Annotated in this window: 22 protein-coding genes; 11 read left to right on the top strand and 11 right to left on the bottom strand. The window is 62.8% G+C overall.

What is annotated here, in order from left to right:
• Window positions 1-21 precede the first annotated feature (21 nt).
• Window positions 22-402, bottom strand: coding sequence for an RcnB family protein (locus AC0L3E_RS00110; RefSeq protein WP_127270906.1), 381 nt, complete (start codon window positions 400-402; stop codon window positions 22-24).
• A gap of 388 nt (window positions 403-790) precedes the next feature.
• On the opposite strand from AC0L3E_RS00110, the gene AC0L3E_RS00105 reads away from it, so the two are divergent.
• Complete coding sequence (locus AC0L3E_RS00105; protein WP_127326288.1) at window positions 791-2,455, top strand: Na/Pi cotransporter family protein; 1,665 nt, start codon at window positions 791-793, stop codon at window positions 2,453-2,455.
• A gap of 146 nt (window positions 2,456-2,601) precedes the next feature.
• Window positions 2,602-3,786, top strand: a complete 1,185-nt coding sequence (locus AC0L3E_RS00100; protein ID WP_127321555.1) for an MFS transporter — start codon at window positions 2,602-2,604, stop codon at window positions 3,784-3,786.
• A 6-nt stretch (window positions 3,787-3,792) separates the two neighbouring features.
• Here AC0L3E_RS00100 and AC0L3E_RS00095 read toward each other — a convergent pair whose 3' ends face one another.
• A complete protein-coding gene (locus AC0L3E_RS00095; protein ID WP_473603850.1) occupies window positions 3,793-5,979 on the bottom strand; it encodes a heavy metal translocating P-type ATPase in 2,187 nt (728 codons plus the stop codon).
• Between the two features lie 105 nt (window positions 5,980-6,084).
• Here AC0L3E_RS00095 and AC0L3E_RS00090 point away from each other — a divergent pair, with 105 nt between their 5' ends.
• Window positions 6,085-6,501, top strand: coding sequence for a MerR family transcriptional regulator (locus tag AC0L3E_RS00090; protein ID WP_128308050.1), 417 nt, complete (start codon window positions 6,085-6,087; stop codon window positions 6,499-6,501).
• 172 nt (window positions 6,502-6,673) lie between these two features.
• Window positions 6,674-6,916 carry a hypothetical protein gene (locus AC0L3E_RS00085; protein WP_164898572.1) on the top strand — a complete coding sequence of 81 codons (243 nt, stop codon included), beginning with the start codon at window positions 6,674-6,676 and terminating at the stop codon, window positions 6,914-6,916.
• Between the two features lie 44 nt (window positions 6,917-6,960).
• On the opposite strand, the gene AC0L3E_RS00080 is transcribed toward AC0L3E_RS00085, so the two are convergent.
• Window positions 6,961-7,518: a GNAT family N-acetyltransferase gene (locus tag AC0L3E_RS00080; protein ID WP_473603849.1), complete on the bottom strand. Its 558-nt coding sequence runs from the start codon at window positions 7,516-7,518 to the stop codon at window positions 6,961-6,963.
• A 183-nt stretch (window positions 7,519-7,701) separates the two neighbouring features.
• Window positions 7,702-9,897 (bottom strand): catalase/peroxidase HPI, encoded by a 2,196-nt coding sequence (gene katG / locus AC0L3E_RS00075; RefSeq protein ID WP_473603848.1) that lies wholly within the window; start codon window positions 9,895-9,897, stop codon window positions 7,702-7,704.
• A gap of 263 nt (window positions 9,898-10,160) precedes the next feature.
• Here katG and AC0L3E_RS00070 point away from each other — a divergent pair, with 263 nt between their 5' ends.
• Window positions 10,161-11,114, top strand: a complete 954-nt coding sequence (locus tag AC0L3E_RS00070) for a hydrogen peroxide-inducible genes activator (protein ID WP_292335141.1) — start codon at window positions 10,161-10,163, stop codon at window positions 11,112-11,114.
• Between the two features lie 19 nt (window positions 11,115-11,133).
• On the opposite strand, the gene AC0L3E_RS00065 is transcribed toward AC0L3E_RS00070, so the two are convergent.
• Entirely contained in the window at window positions 11,134-11,847 is a 714-nt protein-coding gene (locus tag AC0L3E_RS00065) for a DNA helicase (RefSeq protein WP_473603847.1), read from the bottom strand.
• 280 nt (window positions 11,848-12,127) lie between these two features.
• Between AC0L3E_RS00065 and AC0L3E_RS00060 the strand changes: the two genes are divergently transcribed.
• From AC0L3E_RS00060 to AC0L3E_RS00050, 3 genes are all read left to right on the top strand, one after another.
• A complete protein-coding gene (locus AC0L3E_RS00060; protein WP_473603846.1) occupies window positions 12,128-12,922 on the top strand; it encodes a GNAT family N-acetyltransferase in 795 nt (264 codons plus the stop codon).
• 429 nt (window positions 12,923-13,351) lie between these two features.
• The gene (locus AC0L3E_RS00055; protein ID WP_128308046.1) at window positions 13,352-14,326 is read left to right on the top strand and encodes a hypothetical protein; all 975 of its coding nucleotides are present in this window, start codon (window positions 13,352-13,354) and stop codon (window positions 14,324-14,326) included.
• 498 nt (window positions 14,327-14,824) lie between these two features.
• A complete protein-coding gene (locus AC0L3E_RS00050) occupies window positions 14,825-15,742 on the top strand; it encodes an NADP-dependent oxidoreductase (RefSeq protein WP_473603845.1) in 918 nt (305 codons plus the stop codon).
• A gap of 34 nt (window positions 15,743-15,776) precedes the next feature.
• On the opposite strand, the gene AC0L3E_RS00045 is transcribed toward AC0L3E_RS00050, so the two are convergent.
• A complete protein-coding gene (locus AC0L3E_RS00045) occupies window positions 15,777-16,469 on the bottom strand; it encodes a hypothetical protein (protein WP_473603844.1) in 693 nt (230 codons plus the stop codon).
• A gap of 228 nt (window positions 16,470-16,697) precedes the next feature.
• On the opposite strand from AC0L3E_RS00045, the gene AC0L3E_RS00040 reads away from it, so the two are divergent.
• Window positions 16,698-17,138: a DUF2267 domain-containing protein gene (locus AC0L3E_RS00040; RefSeq protein WP_473604356.1), complete on the top strand. Its 441-nt coding sequence runs from the start codon at window positions 16,698-16,700 to the stop codon at window positions 17,136-17,138.
• A 63-nt stretch (window positions 17,139-17,201) separates the two neighbouring features.
• Here AC0L3E_RS00040 and AC0L3E_RS00035 read toward each other — a convergent pair whose 3' ends face one another.
• From AC0L3E_RS00035 to pcaD, 3 genes are all read right to left on the bottom strand, one after another.
• Window positions 17,202-17,417, bottom strand: a complete 216-nt coding sequence (locus AC0L3E_RS00035) for a hypothetical protein (protein ID WP_292335136.1) — start codon at window positions 17,415-17,417, stop codon at window positions 17,202-17,204.
• 45 nt (window positions 17,418-17,462) lie between these two features.
• A complete protein-coding gene (locus AC0L3E_RS00030) occupies window positions 17,463-17,708 on the bottom strand; it encodes a hypothetical protein (RefSeq protein ID WP_023809680.1) in 246 nt (81 codons plus the stop codon).
• 278 nt (window positions 17,709-17,986) lie between these two features.
• Window positions 17,987-18,778: a 3-oxoadipate enol-lactonase gene (gene pcaD, locus AC0L3E_RS00025; protein WP_127272595.1), complete on the bottom strand. Its 792-nt coding sequence runs from the start codon at window positions 18,776-18,778 to the stop codon at window positions 17,987-17,989.
• Between the two features lie 101 nt (window positions 18,779-18,879).
• Here pcaD and AC0L3E_RS00020 point away from each other — a divergent pair, with 101 nt between their 5' ends.
• The gene (locus AC0L3E_RS00020; protein ID WP_473603843.1) at window positions 18,880-19,854 is read left to right on the top strand and encodes a LysR family transcriptional regulator; all 975 of its coding nucleotides are present in this window, start codon (window positions 18,880-18,882) and stop codon (window positions 19,852-19,854) included.
• 45 nt (window positions 19,855-19,899) lie between these two features.
• Here the strand turns inward: AC0L3E_RS00020 and AC0L3E_RS00015 are convergent, their stop codons facing one another.
• Window positions 19,900-20,214 carry a hypothetical protein gene (locus tag AC0L3E_RS00015; protein ID WP_127321387.1) on the bottom strand — a complete coding sequence of 105 codons (315 nt, stop codon included), beginning with the start codon at window positions 20,212-20,214 and terminating at the stop codon, window positions 19,900-19,902.
• Between the two features lie 133 nt (window positions 20,215-20,347).
• A complete protein-coding gene (locus AC0L3E_RS00010; RefSeq protein WP_473603842.1) occupies window positions 20,348-20,797 on the bottom strand; it encodes a GatB/YqeY domain-containing protein in 450 nt (149 codons plus the stop codon).
• A 276-nt stretch (window positions 20,798-21,073) separates the two neighbouring features.
• Between AC0L3E_RS00010 and carA the strand changes: the two genes are divergently transcribed.
• Window positions 21,074-22,291: a glutamine-hydrolyzing carbamoyl-phosphate synthase small subunit gene (gene carA / locus AC0L3E_RS00005; RefSeq protein WP_127380504.1), complete on the top strand. Its 1,218-nt coding sequence runs from the start codon at window positions 21,074-21,076 to the stop codon at window positions 22,289-22,291.
• Window positions 22,292-22,546 lie beyond the last annotated feature (255 nt).

The raw sequence follows: 22,546 nt of genomic DNA, 5'->3' as shown, positions 1-22,546 counted from the left end.
CAATATCCGCCTGGGGAGCGATCAGTGCGCGGCAAGCGCGCCGAAAATGACGCCGGAGAGCACACCGACCAACACATAGTCGTTGCCGACGCGGATCCATTCCTGGCCGCGGCCGGGACGATGCAGGCCGTAGCGGCCGTAGTCGCGGATCGGCTGGTGCTGTCTCCAGCCTGAATATTTGTGCCCGTTGCGCCAGTTGTTGCGCTTCACGATGACCTTCTTATGGATGACGCGCTTCTGGATGAAGCGCTTCTTGACATCCCTATTGGTGGGCTTTTGCCAGTCGACCTGGCTGTAGTTCGACTGCGGAGCGTTCGGTGCGTTCAGCGGTGCGGCTTGGCCGGTGAGCGACGTAGCGGCCAGCATCGAGAAAGCGAGTGCGGAAAGGACAATGCGTTTCAAGAGAAGTCTCCTTGGTTGTCGATGCCAGAGGAATAGCGGGCCACCGATGAACCGAAACTGAACGCCTGCATTACAATTGCGTAATGAATTCCTTGATTTACCCGATAGAGCTGAACATAATCGCAAAGGTCAGGAGTCTGTCGCGCTGCTAACTCGGCCTATCCGTTGCTTCGCGCCCGCCCCGCAATGCAACCATTTGCGCGTCCGTCCATTTTCCGACACCGCCCGTCGCGCTGCAACGGCCCTTGAAATCGACAAGATTTTATTATCCGGCTAAAATATTCGAGCTATTATAAGCCACCGCCATGAACATGATTCGTACCCTCGTTTTCCCTTCTGATCGCCACGCCAAACAGGACGCGCATCCTGTTTGCATGCGGGGGACGAAATGAGCGGGTCCGTCGTCCTTCTGCATCTGGCCGGCGCCGTGGCGCTGATGCTGTTTGCCACCCGCATGGTGAAGACCGGCGTCGAACGCGCCTATGGCGACGTGCTGCGCCATCGCCTGCGCGCCACCATGCGCAATCCGATCATGGCGGTGCTGGCCGGCACCGGCCTTGCCATCGCCCTGCAAAGCTCCACCGCCGTCACGCTGCTGGTCGGCTCCTTCGCCGGCTCTGGCATCGTCTCGGGCGCCGCGGGCCAATTGGCAGTGCGCGGCGCCGAGATCGGCTCTGCGCTGGTGGTCAAGCTGCTGACCTTCGACCTCACCTTGCTGGTGCCGCTGTGCCTGATCACCGGCACGGTCATGTTCATGGCCACCGAGCGGCGCGACTGGCGCCAGACCGGCCGCATTCTGGTCGGCATCGGCCTTTTGATCCTGTCGCTGGAGATGATCGGACAGGCGTCTGAGCCGCTGCGCAACAGCCAGCTCATGCCGGTCATCATCAACTACTTCTCGACCGATTCCATCACCGCCTATCTGCTGGCGGCGCTGATCACCTGGCTGTTCCAGTCGAGCATCGCGGCGGTGCTGTTGATGGCGACGCTGGCGGGCCGCGGCCTGATCACGCCTGAACTCGGCGTTGTTCTTATCCTCGGCGTCAATCTCGGCTCCTCGATCATCGCGCCGATGCTGACCCGCTCGTCGAGCCCCGAGGTGCGCGTCGTGCCGATCGGCAACCTCCTGATGCGCGGGCTTGGTTCGCTTGTCATCCTGATCCTGGTCATGATCTTCAGGCCGCACTTCGCCTTTCTCGGTTCGACGGCGGCGGACCAGATCGTCAATGCCCACATCCTGTTCAATGTGCTGATCCTGCTCGCCGGCCTGCCGCTGGCAGGGTTTGTCTACCGCGCTTCGGAGAAGATCGTCGCACTTGGCACCAAGCCCGTGCCGGCCGCCTCGCTTGACGTCGTCGAGCTGTCCGCGCTCAACGAAAGCGCGCTCGACGTGCCGAGCCAGGCGCTTGCCAATGCCACCCGCGAGGTGGTGCGGGTCTGCGAGACGATCGAGATCATGCTCAAGCGCATCATCGAACTCTATGAAAGCGCCGACGCCGACAAGATTAAAGCGCTGGCCGCACTCGACGACCGCGTCGACCGCAAGCACGCCGCGATCAAGCTCTACCTCGCCAAGTTGACCAGGAACGCGCTGACCGAGGACGAGGCGCTGCGCTGCCAGGAGCTGATCGGCGCCTGCGTCAAGCTGGAGCAGGTCGGCGACATCATCGTGCGCAACATGCTGGTGCATGTGAAAAAGAAGTTCGAGCGCGGACTGGAATTCACCGACGAGGGCTGGGCCGAGCTGTGCGCCTTCCATAGCTCGGTGCTGGCCAATGCGCGGCTTGCCTTCAACGTTCTGGTGTCGCGCGATCCCGAGACCGCCCGCCAGTTGGTGCTGGAAAAAGACCGGCTTCGCGACCGCGAAAAAGAAACCAGCGCCAGCCATTTCGTGCGCCTGCGCGACGGCACTGCCAAGAGCGTCGAGACCAGCTCGATCCATCTCGACACCATCCGCGACCTGAAGCAGATCAATTCGCTGCTGGCCTCGATGGCCTATCCGGTGCTCGAAGAGCGCGGTCTGCTGACTGGATCCAGGTTGAAGGCGAGCTGAGAAGCAGCCGATCTCCCCTCGTGAGGGAGATTGGCGCTTCATCGCCTCGCGCCCCCACTGAAGAAAACCTAAACTCGCGACAAAAATTTCTGGATTGCCCGCGACGCTCATCCGTGGTTTGAGGCCGTTCCAGCTAAGGCTTCCCCATGTCGCTTCCGCTCATTGCGCTGTTCATCGCCGCCTTTGCCTTCGGCACCACTGAATTCGTCATTGCCGGCGTGCTGCCGCAAGTGGCGGAGGGGCTCGGTGTCTCGGTTCCCTCGGCCGGCTATCTCGTCTCCGGCTATGCCTGCGGCATCGCCATCGGCGGTCCACTGCTGGCGCTCGCCACCAAGTCGCTGTCGCGCAAGAGCCTGCTGCTCGGCCTCGCCATCGCCTTCACCATCGGCCAGGCGGCTTGCGCGCTGGCGCCCGACTTCACCTCGATGCTACTGTTGCGCATTGCCGTGGCGGTCGCGCATGGCGCCTATTTCGGCGTCGCCATGGTCGTCGCCGTCGGTCTCGTGCGCGAGGACCAGCGCGGCATGGCTGTCGCCGTCATCCTGTCTGGCCTCACCGTCTCCAACGTCATCGGCGTGCCGGCCGGCACCGCGATCGGCAACATCTGGGGCTGGCGCGCCACCTTCTGGGTGATGTGCGCGCTCGGCGTGGCGGCGACGCTTGCCATGGCAGCCCTGTTGCCGCGCACCACCGGCTCATCGGCCAGGCCCGCCGGTTTCGCCCGCGAGGTCCGTGTGCTGGCCCGCCAGCAGGTCTGGACTTCGCTGATCCTGATGCTGATGCTGATGATCGGCCAGTTCGGCCTGTTCACCTACATCACCCCGACACTGCTGGAGGTCACCGGGCTCGACGAGAACCTGGTGCCGTGGGTGCTGCTGCTCAACGGCGTCGGCGCCACGCTCGGCGTCTTCCTCGGCGGCAAGCTGTCCGACTGGAAGCTGATGCCGTCATTGATCACCATGCTGGCCCTGCAGGCGGTGACGCTGGCCGTCATCTACGCCGTCAGCCCCTATCCCCTGCCGATGGTTGTGGCGATCGTCGTCTGGGGCGGCCTCAACTTCGCCATCGGCACACCGATCCAGACCCGCATCCTGGCCTGGACGGCGGACGCCTCGAACCTCGCCTCGTCGCTCATTCCGTCCGGCTTCAATGTCGGCATCGCGCTGGCCGCGTCGTTGGGCGCCGCGATGCTGAACAGCGGCTATGGCTACCGCAGCCTGCCGCTGCTGGGCGCCATAGCCATGCTGGTCGCCGTCGCGGTGGCGCTGGCATCCTATGTCTGGGAAGGGCGCAGCCACGCCACGCCGCCGCTGACGGCTCCGGCGGAATAGACCACTTCACCCGCGCCAGCGCAGCAGGCGCATGGCGTTGGCGGTGACCAGCACCGTGGCGCCGGTATCGGCCAGGATCGCCGGCCACAGGCCGGTGATGCCCAAAATGGTGGTGACCAGGAACACCGCCTTCAGCCCGAGCGCAACGCTGATGTTCTGGCCGATATTGGCCATCACCGCCCGCGACAGTCTTACCATGCGCGCGACATCCATGACGCGGCCATGCAGGATCGCCGCGTCCGCCGTCTCCAGCGCCACATCGGTGCCGCCGCCCATGGCGATTCCGATGTCGGCGGCGGCGATCGCCGGTGCGTCGTTGATGCCATCGCCGACCTTGGCGACCTTCAGCCCTTCGCGCTGCAATTCACCGATGATGCGCTGCTTGTCCTGAGGCAACAGCTCCGCCCGAGCCTCGATGCCGAGCGAAGCGGCGATGGCTTGCGCCGTGCGGCGATTGTCGCCGGTCAGCATGATCGTGCGGATGCCTTCGGCCTTAAGCGCCGCAATGCCGGCCGCCGCATCCGGTCGCGGCTCGTCGCGCATGGCGATCAGCCCTGCCACCACGCCGTCGGCGACCAGCACTGACACGGTCTTGCCCTGCCCGTTGAGGCTGTCGACGGCGAGGCGCTGCACTTGCGTCATGTCGGCGCGTTCGCCCGCCGCCGGACCGGAGCCGAGGAAGACGGCGACGCCACCGACGCTGCCCTCGACACCTTTGCCCGAGATCGCCTTCGCCGCCAGGGCCGGCGGCACCGGCGCCTTGTCGGTCTTGGCTCTCTCCAGGATAGCCATGGCCAACGGATGGCTGGAGCCCTGCTCGAGCGCTGCCGCCAGCGCCAGCACGGTGCGTTCATCGCGGCCATACGCCACGACGTCGGTGACGACAGGCCTGCCCGCGGTCAGCGTGCCCGTCTTGTCGAAAGCCACCGCCGTGACCCGGCGAAAGCCTTCCAATACAGCGCCACCTTTCATCAGCAGTCCGCGCCGGGCGCCGGTCGCAAGACCTGCGGCTATCGCCGCCGGCGTCGAGATGACGAGCGCGCAGGGGCAACCGATCAGCAGGATCGCCAGGCCCTTGTAGATCCATTCGTTCCAGTCGCCGCCAATGAGCAGTGGCGGCAACAGCGCAACCAGCGCGCCGACCGCCAGCACCGCCGGGGTGTAGGTGCGCGAGAAGCGGTCAATGAAGCGCTCGGTCGGCGCCTTGGCCTCCTGCGCTTCCTCCACCAGCCGCACGATGCGGGCGATGGTGTTGTCGGACGCGGCCGCCGTCACCCGCACCTTGAGCACGCCGTCGGTGCTGATCGTGCCGGCAAAGACGGCGTCCGCGACGCCCTTGCGCTTGGGCGTGCTCTCGCCGGTCACCGGCGCCTCGTCGATATCGCTCGATCCCTCGATGATCTCGCCATCGGCCGGGATGCGGTCGCCCGGCCGCACTAGGATGATGTCGCCGACGCCGAGCCGTTCGGCAGGAACTTCCGATGTGCCGCCCGCCCGCTCGACCAGTGCCGTCTTCGGCACCAGATCGGCAAGCCCCTGGATGCTCGCTCGCGCGCGGCCGGCGGCGACACCTTCCAGAAGTTCGCCAATCAGGAACAGCACCACCACGGCGGCTGCCTCTTCCGTGGCGCCTATCATCACGGCGCCTATCGCCGCGATGGTCATCAGCATCTCGATCGAAAACGGTGTGCCGGCCAATGCCGCCATCAGCGCGCGCCGCCCGATCGGCACCAGGCCGACCAGCAGGGCGGCAAGGAAGACCCAGCGCTCCGCCACTGGGAACAGATGGCCGATGCCATAGGCGGCGAGAAGCGCTGCCGCGCAGGCCAGCGTCAACACCGCCCGGCGGGAACGCCACCACGCCTGCCCCGGCTCGGCATGGCCATGATCGTGGCCTTCATGGTCATTGGGGACGTGATCGGCGTGCGCCCTGTCTGAGATCGGCGATACCTGCGCCTCGGCCTTGACGATGCCATAGCCGAGCCTTGCCACCTGTTGCAGCACCTTGTCTTCCGGCAGCGCGCCGCCGTGGCTGACCGTCATGCTGGCGCCGGTCACCGAAACCGAGACATCGGCGACGCCGTCGAGGCGACGCACCGCCGTATCGATCTTGGCCGCGCAGGAGGCGCAGTCCATGCCGCCGATCTTGAACCGTGTCTGCCTGATTGTTTCCTGCTTGAGGAGCGTCGTCATCACATCACCTGCCTGTCTTGCCCGCGCGGCGTCGCCGTATGGTCTTGAATGCTGATGTCAGGCATTGTAATTGCTCTAGTGACTAGAGCTTCAAGAGGCAAATTCATGTTTTCCATCGGTGATCTCTCGCGCCGCACCGGGGTCAAGGTGCCGACCATCCGCTATTACGAGCAGATGGGCCTTGTTGCCGCACCCGAGCGTTCGGAAGGCAACCAGCGCCGCTATTCCAGGCAGGAGCTGGAGCGGTTGGCCTTCATCCGCCACGCCCGCGACCTCGGCTTCGCCGTCGACGACATCCGCTCGCTGATCGAATTGAGCAGCCACCCCGAGCAGCCCTGCGGCCACGCCGACCGGATCGCCGAAGAACAATTGATCTCGGTGCGGGAGAAGATCACTCAGCTGAAGCGGCTTGAAGCCGAACTCGAGCGCATCGCTTCTTGCTGCGACGGCAAGACGGTCGGCGACTGCTACGTCATCCGCGCGCTGTCCGACCACGCGCTGTGCGCTGACGAACATGGGTGAGGCAAGGAGCGACGCGGCGCAGCCTTATGGGTTCCGTGCAACGACCTTAGAGAGTCGCAGCGCTGCAGAACCACCGGCACTGGGCGACGTAAAACGAGCATATTTCTGCTTTGACTTTTCGCAGACATGCTAACGTTAAAGTGGTTGATCCAGTACAATCACTGACGGCAAAATGTATAAAATCGGAGGCCAACCACGCGATGGACAATTTGCTTCATTTTCTTGGGGACATATTGGGAAACGCGATATCGGGCAACCCCTCGAAGTCGAAGCTGATGCGGTGGGTGGAACGCATTTTCATCGCGCTCGTGGTGATGCTCATCGCCATGGTATTGTATCGGATTTACTCGACGTGATGGCCGCTATTGGCGGACGGACTCCGATGACGGCGCATGTGCAGACCTACAATTACTAATGCTGCAGAACTAACCACCCCTCCGGCCGCGGCGCCCCGCGCCCCTACAACTCGATCCTGAACCGCAAACTTTCCGCCCCGCCGTAGGCAGCATCCTCGAAGAAGCGTTCGACGAGCTTGCCGCCATTGGCCAGTATCACCTTGTGCGAGGCCGGATTGCCCGGCTTGGCGGTGATCTCGACATAGGGCAGGCCGACCGCCCTCGCCTCGTCCAGCATCAGCCGCAGCGCCTCGGTGGCGTAGCCGCGTCGCCGCTTCCATGGCATCACCGCATAGCCGATATGGCCGAGCACATGCGGCGGCAGAGCGGCCGTGCCAGGTTGCCAGCGGAAGCCGATCGAGCCCGACGCCTCGCCGTCCCAGATCCAGCGGCGGAAGCCCGGCAGGCGCGGCACTTGCTTGCCGCCGGGCAAGGTGATCGGATCACCCTTGGCCTGGGGATCATCGAGGTCGGCGAGAAAGGCCACTGGATCCTTTTCGATTGCCGCAAGCTGCTCGCGCGTCGCTTCTTCGAGCCGCACATTGTCCGGCGACCAGCCGCGCTCGAGCGCCGCCTTGTAGGACGGCAGATGTTCAAGCGCGGGTTTGACGATTTCGACCATATTCCACCGGTGGGAGACGCTACGCCGGTAAAATAGCATCCTTGCCCGGGAAGGCACGGTCCACCAAAGCGCAGTCTCTTACGACAAGGGCCGCGTTCCCATCGCTGGAAACGCGGCCCCGATCTCATGTCCTTGGGAGGATTGGCACTCCGGCGCGGCTGCGCCGGAGTGCCTTATGCGAGTTCAGGCAATGTCGAAGCGGTCGGCGTTCATCACCTTGGTCCACGCAGCGACGAAATCCCTGGTGAATTTCGCCTTGGCGTCCGCCGACCCGTAGACCTCGGCAAGCGCGCGGAGCTGGGCGTGCGAGCCGAAGATCAGGTCGGCACGGGTGCCGGTCCACTTGACCGCCTTGGTCTTGCGGTCACGCGCCTCGTAGACTTCGTCGGAGCCGGCCGCCGGATCCCAGACCGTGTTCATGCTGAGCAGATTGACGAAGAAGTCGTTGGTCAACGTACCCGGCCGGTCGGTGAGCACGCCGTGCTTCGACTTGGCCGTGTTGGCGCCGAGCACGCGCAGACCGCCGACCAGAACCGTCATCTCGGGCGCGGTCAGCGACAGCAATTGCGCCCGGTCGACCAGCATGGCCTCGACCGACATCGGCTGCTTGCCCCTGACATAGTTGCGGAAGCCGTCGACTTTCGGCTCGAGCGCGGCAAAGGAATGGACATCGGTCTGTTCCTGTGAAGCATCCATGCGGCCCGGCGTGAACGGCACCTTGGTTTCGTGGCCGCCGTCCTTCGCCGCCTTCTCGACCGCAGCGACGCCGCCGAGCACGATAAGGTCGGCCAGCGAGATCTTTTTTGCGCCGGTCTGTGCCGCGTTGAACTCCGTCTGGATGGCTTCCAGCTTCGCCAGCACCTTCGACAGTTCCGCCGGCTGGTTGACGTCCCAATCCTTTTGCGGTGCCAGTCGGATACGTGCCCCGTTGGCACCACCGCGCTTGTCGGAATTGCGGAACGTCGAGGCCGAGGCCCACGCAGTCGAGAGCAATTCGGAGACCGACAGGCCCGATGCCAGGATATTCGCCTTCAGCGACGCAATGTCCTGCTCGCCGACCAGTTCATGGTCGACCGCCGGGATCGGATCCTGCCAGATCAGCTCTTCCTTCGGCACGAGCGGGCCGAGATAACGAACGACCGGACCCATGTCGCGATGGGTCAGCTTGTACCAGGCGCGGGCAAACGCGTCGGCGAACTGGTCCGGATGCTCATGGAAGCGCCGCGAGATTTTCTCGTAGGCCGGATCGACTTTCAGTGCGAGATCGGTGGTCAGCATGGCAGGCGCGCGGCGCTTGGACGGATCGTGGGCATCCGGAACGGTTCCGGCGCCGGCGCCGCCCTTCGGCGTCCACTGATGCGCGCCCGCCGGGCTCGTGGTCAGTTCCCATTCGAAGTTGAACAGATTGTCGAAGAAGTTGTTGCTCCACTTGGTCGGCGTCGTGGTCCAGGTCACCTCGAGGCCCGAGGTGATGGCGTCGCCGGCAATGCCCGTGGCATGCTTGCTCGACCAGCCGAGTCCCTGCGCCTCGATGCCGGCGCCTTCCGGCTCCGCACCCACCAGCGAGGCATCGCCGGCGCCGTGCGTCTTGCCGAAGGTGTGGCCGCCGGCGATCAGCGCCACGGTCTCCTCGTCGTTCATGGCCATGCGCGCGAAGGTCTCGCGGATGTCGCGTGCCGAGGCCAGCGGATCCGGCTTGCCGTTCGGCCCTTCCGGATTGACGTAGATCAGTCCCATCTGGACGGCGCCGAGATGGCCCTGGAGTTCGCGGTCGCCGGAGTAGCGCTTGTCGTCGAGCCACTTGGTTTCCGAACCCCAATCGACGTCCTGTTCGGGTTCCCAGACGTCGGCACGGCCGCCAGCAAAACCGAAGGTCTTGAAGCCCATCGATTCCAGCGCGACGTTGCCGGTGAGGATCAGCAGGTCGGCCCAGGAGATCTTGCGGCCATATTTCTGCTTGACCGGCCACAGCAGCCGGCGCGCCTTGTCGAGATTGGCATTGTCCGGCCAACTGTTGAGCGGAGCAAAACGCTGCTGGCCGGCCCCGGCGCCGCCACGGCCATCGCCGATGCGGTAGGTGCCGGCACTGTGCCAGGCCATGCGGATGAACAGCGGCCCATAATGGCCGAAGTCGGCCGGCCACCACTCCTGCGAATCCGTCATCACCTGGTGCAGGTCCTTGATCACCGCATCGAGATCGAGCGACTTGAATTCCTCGGCATAGTCGAACTCTTCGCCCATCGGATCCGAAAGGTTCGATTGCTGATGGAGAACGCCGAGATCGAGTTGGTTGGGCCACCAGTCACGGTTGCTCCTGCTGGAGGATCCGTGTGCAACGGGGCATTTGCCGGCGCTGGGATCATCGGTCTGTGCGTCCATGTTCTTCTCCGATCGTGGCTGTGTTGAGCTGTTCAACTGCTGCGTGAACAGGGACGTTGGATGTCCCTGGAGGCGGTCCGTTTCATGGCTGGCGCGATGACCATATGCCCGATACGCGACCGAATATGTTGGATGTCCCGTTGCCGCGGGCATGCGCCTCACCAGGCGGTCCCGGCTGCTCCTCATCTTTGTTGCGACTCGTATAGCAAAGCCAATTGATTAATTTAAGTTGGATTTCCTGATTACAGCGATAAGATGACATTATGACAAACCTGACGCTGAAGCAGTTGCGTTATTTCGAGGCACTGGCGCGGCACAATCATTTCGGCCGTGCCGCCGATGCCTGCGCGATCTCGCAGCCCGCCATCTCGGTGCAGATCCGGGAGTTGGAGGAAACGCTTGGCACGGAGCTTTTCCAAAGAGGCCCACGCCAGGTCCGGCTGACCAATTTCGGCGAGGAATTCGCCTTGCGCGTTCGCGACATCCTGCGCTCGGTGGATGAGCTGACGGATCTGGCCCGCGCCTCGCGCGACCGGCTGGTGGGACGGTTGCGCATCGGGGTAATCCCGACGATCGCACCCTACCTTCTGCCTGCCATCATCGGCAACCTCGCCCGCATGCATGACGGGCTCGATATCCATGTGCGCGAAACGCAGACGCAGAAGCTGATCCAGGAACTGGCCGACGGCCGGCTCGATGCCGCCATCGTCGCCTTGCCGGTATCGGAAGCGTCGCTGACGGAAATCGTGCTGTTTGCCGAGAACTTCGTGCTGGTCCGGCCCGGCGAGGATGAGGGAAAGCCGGTGCCCAACCGCGAAATGCTGCGCGAGATGCGGCTGCTCCTGCTCGAGGAAGGCCATTGTTTTCGCGACCAGGCGCTGTCGTTCTGCAACATGCATTCGGTGCGCCCAAGGGAGTTGCTGGACGGCAGCTCGCTGTCGACCCTGGTGCAGATGGTCGGCGCCGGCGTCGGCGTCACCTTGATCCCCGAAATGGCCGTGCCGGTGGAGACGCGCTCGGCGGCGGTCTCTATCGCCCATTTCGCCAACCCCCAACCGTCGCGGACGATCGGCATGATCTGGCGCAAGACAAGCCCGATCGCCAAACAGCTGCTGCTTATATCCGAAGTGGTTCGCCAGGCCGCCGAAGCATTGCGCGCGCAGCACGGTTCGGCATCGGTTGCGCAGCCTCTGAATCTGCCGGCAGCGGCCCAATGAAGGCAGGCTGACCTGATCGTCAGCCTGCCGCCTGGAACCGGATTTCGCCCTTGTTCAGGAAGCAGGTCTTGTCGAACAGCGACAGGTCCAGAGGGTTCGGTAACCGCACATCGCTGATATCGGGACATGGCTTCTTCGCCGGATCGTATGACCGATCGATCTGCGAGATGAAGACGAGGATCAGTCCCCTGTCGCGGGCAAAGGCCTTCAGCGTGCGAACCTGCGCCATCAGGTCCGGGTTTTCCCGCTTCTGATCGAGCTGTTGCAGATAATCGATCACCACCAGCGTGCCGCGCGGCGCCGAACCCAATGCCTTGACGATGTAGGCGGCACTGATGGCGTCGGAATTATCGAATGTGAACTGGTCGTTGAACTGCACCGGGTCCGCCCCGATGGCGCGAAACCGGTCCAGCACATCCCTTTGCGTATATTCGAGCGTAAAGAACACACCGCGATGGCCTGATTTCATGGCTTCGACCGCGAGTTCGAGGCTCATCAGCGTCTTGCCGTGTCCGGGTCGCGCACCGACCAGAACCAGGTCGCCGGGCGCAAGTTGCGCGAACAGTCTGCCGGCGGGCGCCGCCTCGGCTGCCTTGGCGGCAAGCAGGCTCCAGCTGGTGAACCCTTCCTGTGCTGCAACACGGTCGAGCGCTTCGTGCAGCGCAATCTTGCCCTCGCGAGACAAAAGCCTGGCTTGACGCTTGAGATGGTAGATGGGCGCGGACAACTTCATCGCAAAACCTCCTGGTGCGAGCCGTTTTTGCAACCCCTCCTTATGCCAAGTGCTCGAACAGTCGGTTCGGTGATTGGATAGCGCCCTGCATGAACGATGCTTTCCCGACGGAGGGAGGTGGCGTGGACCGCGCCAGAATCAGATGGTAGCTCAATCCCTGCGGATCGAAAATCGCGTACTGACGCTTGGCAGCCAAGCACGTAGGGCGGCTCTGGATGTATGAGGCTGTTGGCGTGACGCCCTGAGCTGGCTAGAGTGCTCTCTATACGGGGGACATCCTATGGTAGGTTACTTCGGTACGGAGATGCAGCAGCACCTGCAGGCACAGGCCGAGGCAAGCGCCGACTTCATCAATTCGACGCCCGGCGCGTGCCAGAACGGACGCATGATGGGCTGCGATGACCCAGACCGGCTCGGGTGGAAGATGATCGACGCGTTTCTGAGCCGTGATCGGGCCTGCGGCTTTCGCCTCATTCCAAGCGAGAAAGTGGATGAGATCAGGTCTCGCCTGTCTGAGCGAGATTGTCGTTTCGACACATGGAATGTCTTCCTCGCTGACCGCGTGACCGCTCTTGCTGCTTCCGAAGCTATCCTTTCCCGACCGCTGCCCGATGGCCTGGCCGAACTGGAACAACCGGACGATCCAGAAGGTGAGCCTATGAAGCACCTCCAGGCGCTTATGGCGGCGGCCGGGATTGTTCCATTCTCCGGCTCGCTGCTGCTCGGAGCTTGCGGGCCGGCAACCACCGTCGCTATCGGAGACGAAAAAGGAACCGTCGTGGCCGCCGCACACGGCTATCTGCCGCACAATGTGTACAGTTGTTATCACCGCTATGCCTGGGGCGGACTTGTTGCGGTAGCAGAAGAGCAGCGAGGCAAGGGGCTTGGCAGCTACATCAACGCCCGCATCATCGTCAGCGTGTTCCGCGATCTGGGTGCGACGCACATCTACGAACTTGTTTCGGCGACGAATATTCCCTCCCGGCGAATGGTCGAGACCTGCGGACTTCGCCCCGAGCCAGCGCTCGTGTGCGGGGCGGCAACGCCGAACGGAAGCGCACGCTACACCCGGTAATCTGAATCTGGCCATACGGTGCCGATACCAAGCGTCAGCCATTCACCACCGGGGTGCCCAACTTGGTGTGGAGGCCGGTATGTATCTATTTATTTTTTCGGCCCTTGCGGGCTTTATTTTGTGCTCGGTCGGACTGGCTATGCTCATAAGAATACGAGGAGAGAAAGCAGACCACGGTATTCCACGTTCGTCGTATTGGTTTGCTGCGGCGGCGGCCGTCGTGTTCGTCGGCGCCGTTCCTTTTTTTCGATGTAAATTCACTCTCTGTTGGCACCCCGAGTTCGGCTTCGGGTCGAAAGCAGCCCCATATGTGCCGCCTTCCTTTTGGGTGCGCTAAACAAGATGTGTTTCGCCTGATAATGCGAGACCCTCTACGGTCGATTCCTGGTGGCAACATCACAAAACGCTTCGACAAGGAGAATTGATCCGGTGCGGTTGAGATCTGTTTCTCTGGGTGTCGTCGCCAGCCTTCTCGTCGTCATCGCCGTGGCGGTATCGGCCCGATCCTTTGCCGCACCATCTGCCGTTCCAGCCTGGCTGCAGGCTCATGTCGGCGACAGCGACGGCCAGATCTCGCAAATTGTCCTCGAACGAGCTCGCGCGCTTTACCGGAAGAAGGTCGCGCAAGGCGCTGTCAAGAACCCCTGCTACTTCGCCATGGATGCGACACGCCCCAGCGATCTGGGCAATGGCGTGCTCGGCCGCCGCTACTACGTCATCTGCGAAGCCAGCCAATCATTTCGCGCGATTTCGTCAGGCCACGGCAGCGGCCGGAATTTGAAAGGCGTCGTCGATTTTTCAAACGGCAAACGGTGCGCGAAGAACTTCGGCAATGCGATGGATTCATCGTTGACGGCCGGCGGCGCCTATATGACCAGCGAGGCCAAAACCTCGTTCAAGGGCTATTACCGCACCGGCGCGAAGCAGGACGCGGTTTTCCAGCGCACCTTCATCCAGTTCGACGGCGAAGGCGAAGCCGCGAACGCCAGGCAGCGGGCGATCGGCGGTCACGCCGCCCAGGTGCTGCATGGCATGTGCCTGCGCAAAAACCCGAACAGCTCGCACGCCGACCATGACGGCTTCGTGCCGTTCGGCAAGCTGGTGGACTATGCCGGCGGTCGCAGCAATGGCTGCACCAGCTGGTCGCCGGCGGATGCCAAGCGGATCATCCCGATGGTCAAGGACAATCCGACGACGCTCTACATCTACCCGGAATCGCGCGACATCACCGCGGTCGCAGCCGACCGTTCACAGCCGGGCGCCTACTGGAACGCGTCCTGCCTGAAGGAAATCGGCACACCGAAATTCTGGCCGAGAAAGACCCTTGAGCCGATCATCGCCCAATACAGGAAGGATCATCCGGCACCGCCGCCACAGCCGCTGCCGATCTGCGAAGCGTCTTGAAGTCCGCATAGCGCCGCCGCGTTGATTAAGACCGTGCTGCTTTATGTTCGTCGTGCGAACGCATTGATCGGCGGCCCTGCGACCCACCAGCAATGATTCAATCCGATCTCCAAGGTCAGCGCGCCAGCAGCTTCGGCCCCGCCTCTCTCCTCGGCGTCGCTACTCAAACAGCTGTGTGCATAAGGGCCGGATGGATCAGACTGGTTGAATGCTCTGGCCGAGGAGAGAATTTCCGGCACCACGTTCAGCCGATTGCGGTGGTTGGAACCAACGGCCTGCTACCCAGTTAGAAAGCCAGCAAGTCTGGTTGTAGCCTTGCCGCCATGTGAATCAAAACCCGCCGACGCTTTCTACGGCCTAGCAGGAGTGGCGACCTTGCAGCGGCGGTGGCCCGCTGGAAAACCGGCGTGCCTGCCTTCGCAATCTGGGCTGCACAGCCGCTGACGACAGCCCAGCAGACACTGTCGCCGACAGCCAAACAACAGGAGATATGCCGACATGAAAGCAGCCCGCATCCATGCTTTTGGCGGACCTGAGGTTGTTTCGATCGATCAAGTCCCCTTGCCTCAACCGCTTGACGACGAGGTTGTGCTCAGGGTTCGCGCCGCGAGCGTCAATCCGATCGACTACAAGATCCGCGAAGGTTCGACGAGCGAAACCCTGCCGGTCACGCTCGGGCGCGACGTGTCCGGCACGGTGGAAATCTGCGGCACGCGGGCGCATACGTTGAAGAAGGGCGACCCATTATTCGCGATGCTTGGTCATGACCGGGGCGGCAATGCCGAATTTGTCGTGGTCAAGGCGACGGAGGCGGCTGCGAAACCGGATCGTCTAAGCCATGTCGAAGCCGCGGCGGTGCCGCTTGCCGGCATCACTGCATGGCAGGGCCTGTTCGACCATGGCGGCCTCAAATCCGGGCAACGGGTTCTCATCCATGGCGGCGCCGGCGGCGTCGGTCATCTGGCGATCCAGTTCGCCAAGGCCGCGGGCGCGTTCGTCGCGACAACCGTTTCCGCCGAGGACGTGGTTTTCGTCCGTGAGCTCGGCGCCGATCAGACGGTCGACTACAAGAACCAGCGTTTCGAAGAGGTCGTCGATGCGGTCGACCTGGTGTTCGACCTTGTCGCGGGCGACACGCAGGACCGCTCCTGGGATGTGCTCAAGCCAGGCGGAACACTCGTTTCCACTCTTTCCGAACCGTCGCAGGAAAAGGCAAACTTGCGCCGGGCGCGTGGCGTCTCCTATCTGGCCGAACCGAATGCGGCGCATCTTGCCGAGATCGGCCGCCTCATCGAGGCCGGCAAGGTCACCCCCTTCGTGCAAGCCACCTACCCTCTTGGAGAGGTCGCCAAGGCGGAAGAACGGCTGGAAAATGAGCATGTGCGTGGCAAGATCGTGCTTGAGGTCTCCGCCTAGCGAGCTGGTGCTTCTGCCGTCCCTCTGGAACGGGCTATCCGATCCGCGCGTCGCCGTCGCTGTCCGGCACGTTCGGAAACAGCACCTTCAGCTTGTGTTCCGCGCTTGCCCAACTGCGCCTGTGATGTTGCCAGAGGCACCAATTGCTCACCGCAAAGGCTAGAATGCCGACAGTCACGGCGAGACTGACTGTCGAGCCAATGACAACCTTGAGCATCACCCCGGCAAAGACACCGGCGATGGCACCGTTGACGACATTCACCATCCCTGCGGTTCCGGCGAACGCTTGCCAGGGCCTTGGCTTGAGGCCGACATCGGCCAGCAGAGCCGTTTGGTTGTCATGAGAGGAGTGAACCAGATAACGCGCCATCGAGGGAGTAAGCTCGGTGTAGTAGTGCCTGATGCGTGCCATGCCGCGGGCGTGGACCATGTCTTCGATGGCCACCTGCACAGCCCTGACGAATGTCACCAGCCCGATGAAGTAGAGGCATGGCAACAGGATCAGGCTGAACAGCATGAAAGGAAGCCCCATCCTTGTCACCTGGGCGACGAAGGCAAGGGCGATCGTGGCGCTGGATACCGAAGTCAGGAACAAATTTGCGCGCTGATTCGCCTCCTGAATCGTCGCCGCTCTGGCGGTCCCGAGCACCAAATGCTCCGTGGTCATCATCTGCAGGAGTTGCTGCCGGTTCTCGCCTTCATCGGTTTTTGTCTTCCTTGCAGGCATCGCAAAAAAACCTGTTGCGGGACGCGCTCCCCCACCCAACCAACTCCTCAAAGCCGCCCACTCAAGGAACGAACTGCTTCGGAAGGGGTTCCAGCGCAACCAAGAGCCATTCCGTGATCCTGGAGCAGAGCCGGATCACAGACCGAGCCAATTTTGTCGACAGATAGCGAAACGATTGTCCCCGAGCATCGTTTCGAAACCAGACATGAATTTGATGAGGAGGCGATGATGAGCGCTACCGGTTTGGATGTTTTTGACAGGACGCTGCAGACGACCAACATCTGGCTCGACGAGATCATGGACGATCATGGTCCGGATCGGCGGATTGCATGGCACATATTGGGCGCGGTCTTGCGGACCGTAAGGGACAGGCTACAGATCGGGCTTGCGGCCAAACTTGGGGCGGAACTGCCGCTCCTGGTGCGCGGCGCTTATTACGAGCACTACCGGCCCGCAGCCGAGCCGGACAAAACGCGCTCCCTTGAAAACTTCTCGCAGCACATCGGCGAGGAATTGAAATCGATCCGCCCCGTCGATCCCGAGGAGGCGGCACGCCCGGTGTTCCGAGTTCTTGCACGGCATATTGATCTTGGCCAATCGGCCAAGGTGCGCGATGCCCTGCCGAAAGAAATCCAGGCGCTTTGGCCCGAAAGCCTCGGAGTCAAATAGCGTCGGCATCGAATCTGACGGCTCCCTGGGCAGCCGTGCCGAGGCTGGCGCCCGTGTCAACCGTCAGTCCCGCAAACGGTTGGCGGCATGATCCTGGTGCTGCTCAGTCGCGACCTGTTTGGAGTCCAAACCGCGTTCTTTGGAATGCTGCGCCTTGTCGCGATTGGACAGAACCTGGTTTTCTTCGAGCTTGTCCTTTGGCGTTACGGTCATGGCGCCTGTGCCAGAACCCTTTCCCTGTGAACCTGCTCCGATGTGTTTCTTGCTCCCGCGTGCCATGGGCTGCCTCCAATCTATGACAAATGTTCCAGGATCGGTGCTCATCTAGTCGTCAGGACGATTTTTGTGATGGACGCTTTCCTGATTTTTGCCGCGAAGGATGTTGCGGTCGTCCGGATCGACGAGGTCAGGTGTGTCGGTTCTCATGTCCGATCCTTTGCGCAGCGCTTCGCGTTCCGCCGCTGATCGTTTCAGATCCGCCTCTGAATCGAAATCCTTGCCGGCATTCTTTGTGTTTTCTCGCTCTTCAATGATGCGAATTTGTTGGTCATGGGTTTTGCGTCCAGTCATCGCTTCCTCCGGTGTGTTCGTGTTGGCGCTCGAAAGTCATCGGCCGCCTCTAAGGTCGGGTCACGGCGCTTGCCTGTCCGAGCCGGCTCTCGTGCTGATAATGGCAAGGTGACGCGATCGTTCCGAAGGCGTTGAATAAGCTTTTCGCCAGATGGCTCGGTTTCGCCTAGGCGCTCACGTTGACCGAGGCCGCCGCCCCGCCTTCTGAACCAGTACGTCCTTTGAACGTTTCGGCGACCGCCGGACTGGTGCCGGACGCCTTTCCGTCGCGCTCCAGCTCAGCGCAGGAAATCGACCACAGCCTGGATGAACTCTGCCGGATATTCGATGTTCGACAGATGGACCGCGGGCAGCACTATCAGCTTCGCGCCGGGCACCGCCGCGGCAATCATCTCACCGTGGCTGGCTGCTGTCACCGTGTCGTGCCGACCGGCGATCACCAGCGTCGGCCGCGGTATCAGTGCTACGGTGCGGCGAAGATCGGCGTCGCGAACCGCTGCGAACAGACCCGCCAGACCTTGCCGGTCGATAGCCAGCAGCATGGTGCGAAACTCTTCGACCACGGGCTCGTTGGCGGCAACCATCGACGTGGGGAACCAGTTGCTCAGGAACGTCTCGGCGGTTTCCGACATGTCCGGTGCCTGCCGCACCGCGGCAATCCGCTCGTCGAAATAGCTTGCCGGCGAGAGATGGGACGAGGTGTTGCTCAGGATCAGCCGGTCGATCCGCTCGGGCGCGTGGATGCCGAGCCACTGCGCGACGAACCCGCCGAGCGACAGGCCAAGGAAATGTACGCGTTGCAGGTCGAGCGCGTCGAGCAGCTCGATGACGTCGCGGCCAAGCCGGTCGAGCGAGTAGGCGCCGACGGGAACGCTCGATCCGCCATGGCCGCGAAAATCGTAGCGCAGGACACGGAAATGCTTCGACAATTCGCCGATCTGCCTGTCCCACATGTGCAGCGTGGTGCCGATGGAATTCGACAGCACCAGCACCGGCTTGCTTGCCTCGCCATCGAAGCGGTAGGCGATGCGCGTGCCGTCGCCCGTTGTGACGAAATTCAGCTCATTCATGATGAAGATTCCTTCTGGAACGTTGAACGAGACAGAGCCTAGCCGTGGAGCGATTTTGTTGATATTACAAAGATAGGACAATCTCTGTAATAAAAACTGATATGGCCGAATTCACTCTGCACGACCTGCAATGCTTCGATGCAGTGGTCCGCACCGGCGGTTTTCAACCTGCGGCGGCCATGCTGTATCGCTCGCACCCGGCGGTGTTCGCCGCCGTCGCCAAGCTGGAACGACAGCTCGGCCTCATCCTTTTGGACCGCAGCGGCTATCGCGTGCGTCCGACCGAGGCCGGGCTTTCGTTCCACCGCCGAGCGCTATCGCTGCTGCGCGAGTTGGACGGTTTGCGCGTCCATGCCGCCCAGTTGGCGATGGGTGAGGAAAGCGAGATCCACGTGGTGATAGGCGACCTGTGCCCGCGCCCGCATGTGCTGGGCATGCTCGGGCGGTTCTTCGCACAGTACCCAGGCACGCGCCTGCATCTGCATTTCGAAGCGGTGGGCGGCCCATGGGAGCGTCTATTCGATGACGAAGCCGATCTGATCCTGCACTGGGTCGACAAGGGCGATGCGCGGGTGGAATGGGTTGATCTGTGCAAGGTGTCCTTCATTCCCGTGGTGGCGCCGGGCTTTCTGCCCGGGCGTATCGAGCAGCCGATCACTCTGGACCAGATGCAGGCACTCACCCAATGCGTCATGCGCGACAGCGCCCGCCATTCGCCACAGCAAAACTATTCGCTGATCGAAGGCGCGCCGCAATGCCTCGTCGCCGACCAGGGCATGAAGAAGGAGATCATCCTGCAGGGCCTTGGCTGGGGCCACCTGCCCCGCTTCCTGATCGAGGAAGAACTGCATGACGGGCGCCTGCAATCCATTGCCGGCCGCCATCTGCCGGGCCGCACCGACGAACTGGTGGTGGCGAGGCGCCGCGACCGGCCGCATGGGCCGATCGCCAACCGGCTGTGGGATCATATCCAGCAGGAAGCGCCGGCATTGCGCCGCGCATTGGAGCCGAGGAGGCCCGCCGGACAGATACCGACCAACCTGTCGCGAAAGGCGCAAGTGGAAACCGGTCGCTGATGACCGGCCGTGCAATGCCAGGACCTCTCGGGTCCCGTCCAGCGATCACTTCTTGACATACGCTCCAGGCTGGCGGCCGCTCTTCGGAGCCTTGGCGTCCTTTGAACGCTCCGCGATAGCGGGGCCGGCGCCGGACGTCTTTTCGGTTGCGGCGCTCGGCGTGACTTGCCTTGGCGGGTTTTGTCCCTCCGATTGGCGGGTGCGGTCTTCTACTTCATCCTTCCTGCGGGTGAGCCCCATTCCGCTGGCGGGCTTCTTGTTGGCGGCCGCATCCTGGGAGAATTCATCGGAAGCGTCGGCATCGGTCTTTGCCGGATATTTCGTCGCACCGGTTTCATAGCGGGTTTCGTTCTCAGTCATGACATCTCTCCAGTTGCATGACGGATAAACATCTCGGCGCTATCCGGGTTCCAATTCCTGGACTTGGATTCCGGACGGACCTGGATTCGGAGAGCGCCCGGTCGGCCAACCAAGCGACGAGATGAGCAGCACCCTACTGCAGCAGGCCCTTGACGATGCCGCTCGCCTTGCCGAAATCCATCTGGCCGGCATATTTCTGCTTCAGTGCGGCAATCACCTTGCCCATGTCCTTCTGGCTGGCCGCACCGGTCGCGACGATCGCCTCGCGCGCCGCAGCCGTCACCGCCGCATCGTCCAACTGCGTCGGCAGGAAGGTGCGGATGATCTCCATCTCGCCGCGCTCCTGCGCGGCGAGTTCGGGCCGCTTGCCGTCGTCGAAGGCTTTGGCCGATTCCTCGCGCTGCTTCACCATCTTGGCCAGGATCTGCAGGATCTCCTCGTCGCTGGCCGGCTCCTTGCCCGAACCGCGATTGGCGATGTCGCGGTCGTGAATAGCCGCCTGGATCAGCCGCAATGTCGGCAGCCGGTGCTTGTCCTGCGCCTTCATCGCGCTCTTCAGGGATTCGGCGATTTTGCCGCGCATGGTGCATTCTCCTTCGATCGGCGCGGACAATAGCGCCGCGGGCGGGCCAAGGCAAACCCTGATGTGCCGGAGCAAGCCACTGATTTTGCTACGCGAAATAAAACATGGCGGCATTTCGCATGATCATTGACCGCCCTGCCCCCTTCCCCTATGTACTGGGCCTTGCATGAACGGAAATTTGACTGCGTGGGAGCCGCGAAATCGCCGCTTCGCGCCGTTTGCCGCGCAGATGGCCTCCCGGGGCGGTTGCAGCGCGCGGCCTGATAGGAGTGCCGCATGGCCGAGATGACGCCCGCCTTGACCCCCGCATGGGCCACTGAAAAGCCGACCGCCCTTCTGGTGCTGGCCGACGGCACCGTCATCGAAGGTCGCGGTCTCGGCGCCACCGGCTCCGCCGTCGCCGAAGTCTGCTTCAACACGGCGCTGACCGGCTACCAGGAAATCCTCACAGACCCTTCCTATGCCGGCCAGATCGTCACCTTCACCTTCCCGCATATCGGCAACATCGGCACCAATGACGAGGACATCGAGGACCTCAATCCCGCCGCCCGCGCCGGTGCCGTCGGCGCCGTGTTCAAGGCCGATGTCACCAACCCTTCCAACTATCGCGCCGGCACCGGTCTCGACCAATGGCTGAAGAAGCGCGGCATCGTCGCCCTGTCGGGCATCGACACGCGCGCTCTGACCGCGCTGATCCGCGAAAAGGGCATGCCCAACGCCGTGATCGCGCACGCGCCCGACGGCGTGTTCGATCTCGACGATCTGAAGCGGCGCGCCGCCGCATGGTCGGGCCTGATCGGCCTCGACCTCGCCAAGGATGTCACCTCGGGCCAGTCCTCGGTCTGGCGCGAGACGCCCTGGGTGTGGAACGAAGGCTTTGGCGAACAGACCGAACCGACAATGCATGTCGTCGCCATCGATTATGGCGTCAAACGCAACATATTGCGCCTGCTCGCCGGCCTCGGCGCCAAGGTCACGGTGGTGCCGGCCAAGACCGGCGCCGAAGAAATCCTTGCCATGCAGCCGGACGGCATTTTTCTCTCCAATGGCCCCGGCGACCCGGAAGCCACCGGTGACTATGCCGTGCCGGTCATCCGGGATCTGTTGAAGACCGACATCCCGGTGTTCGGCATCTGCCTCGGCCACCAGATGCTGGCACTGGCGCTGGGCGGCAAGACCGCCAAGATGCACCAGGGCCATCACGGCGCCAACCATCCGGTCAAGGATCACACCACCGGCAAGGTCGAGATCGTCTCGATGAACCACGGCTTTGCCGTCGATGCCGACTCGCTGCCATCGGGCGTCGAGGAAACCCACGTCTCGCTGTTCGATGGTTCGAACTGCGGCATCACGCTGACCGGCCGGCCGGTGTTCTCGGTCCAGCATCACCCGGAGGCTTCGCCCGGCCCGCAGGATTCGCACTATCTGTTCCGTCGCTTCGTCAATCTAATCCGCGAGAAGCGCGGCGAGGAATTGCTGGCCGAACGGGCTTAGCGCGATCCGCTTGCGCCGCCCCTCATCTGCCTGCCGGCATCTTCTCCCCGTATAGTGACGGGGAGAAGGAAGCTGGCCGCACTCTTGGCGTTCTTCTCGCAACATTGATAATTGGTGAAACCATCGGACAACAGCATCTTTCTCCCCGTCACTATACGGGGAGAAATGCCCGGCAGGGCAATGAGCGACTATCTGTGGTGTCAAGTTGCATTGGCGAACTCCATGCGCGCATCGCGTGCTTTTGCATTGAGAATG

Source organism: Mesorhizobium sp. WSM4822, from assembly GCF_055811155.1.
This window is presented reverse-complemented; position numbering and strand designations above follow the sequence as displayed.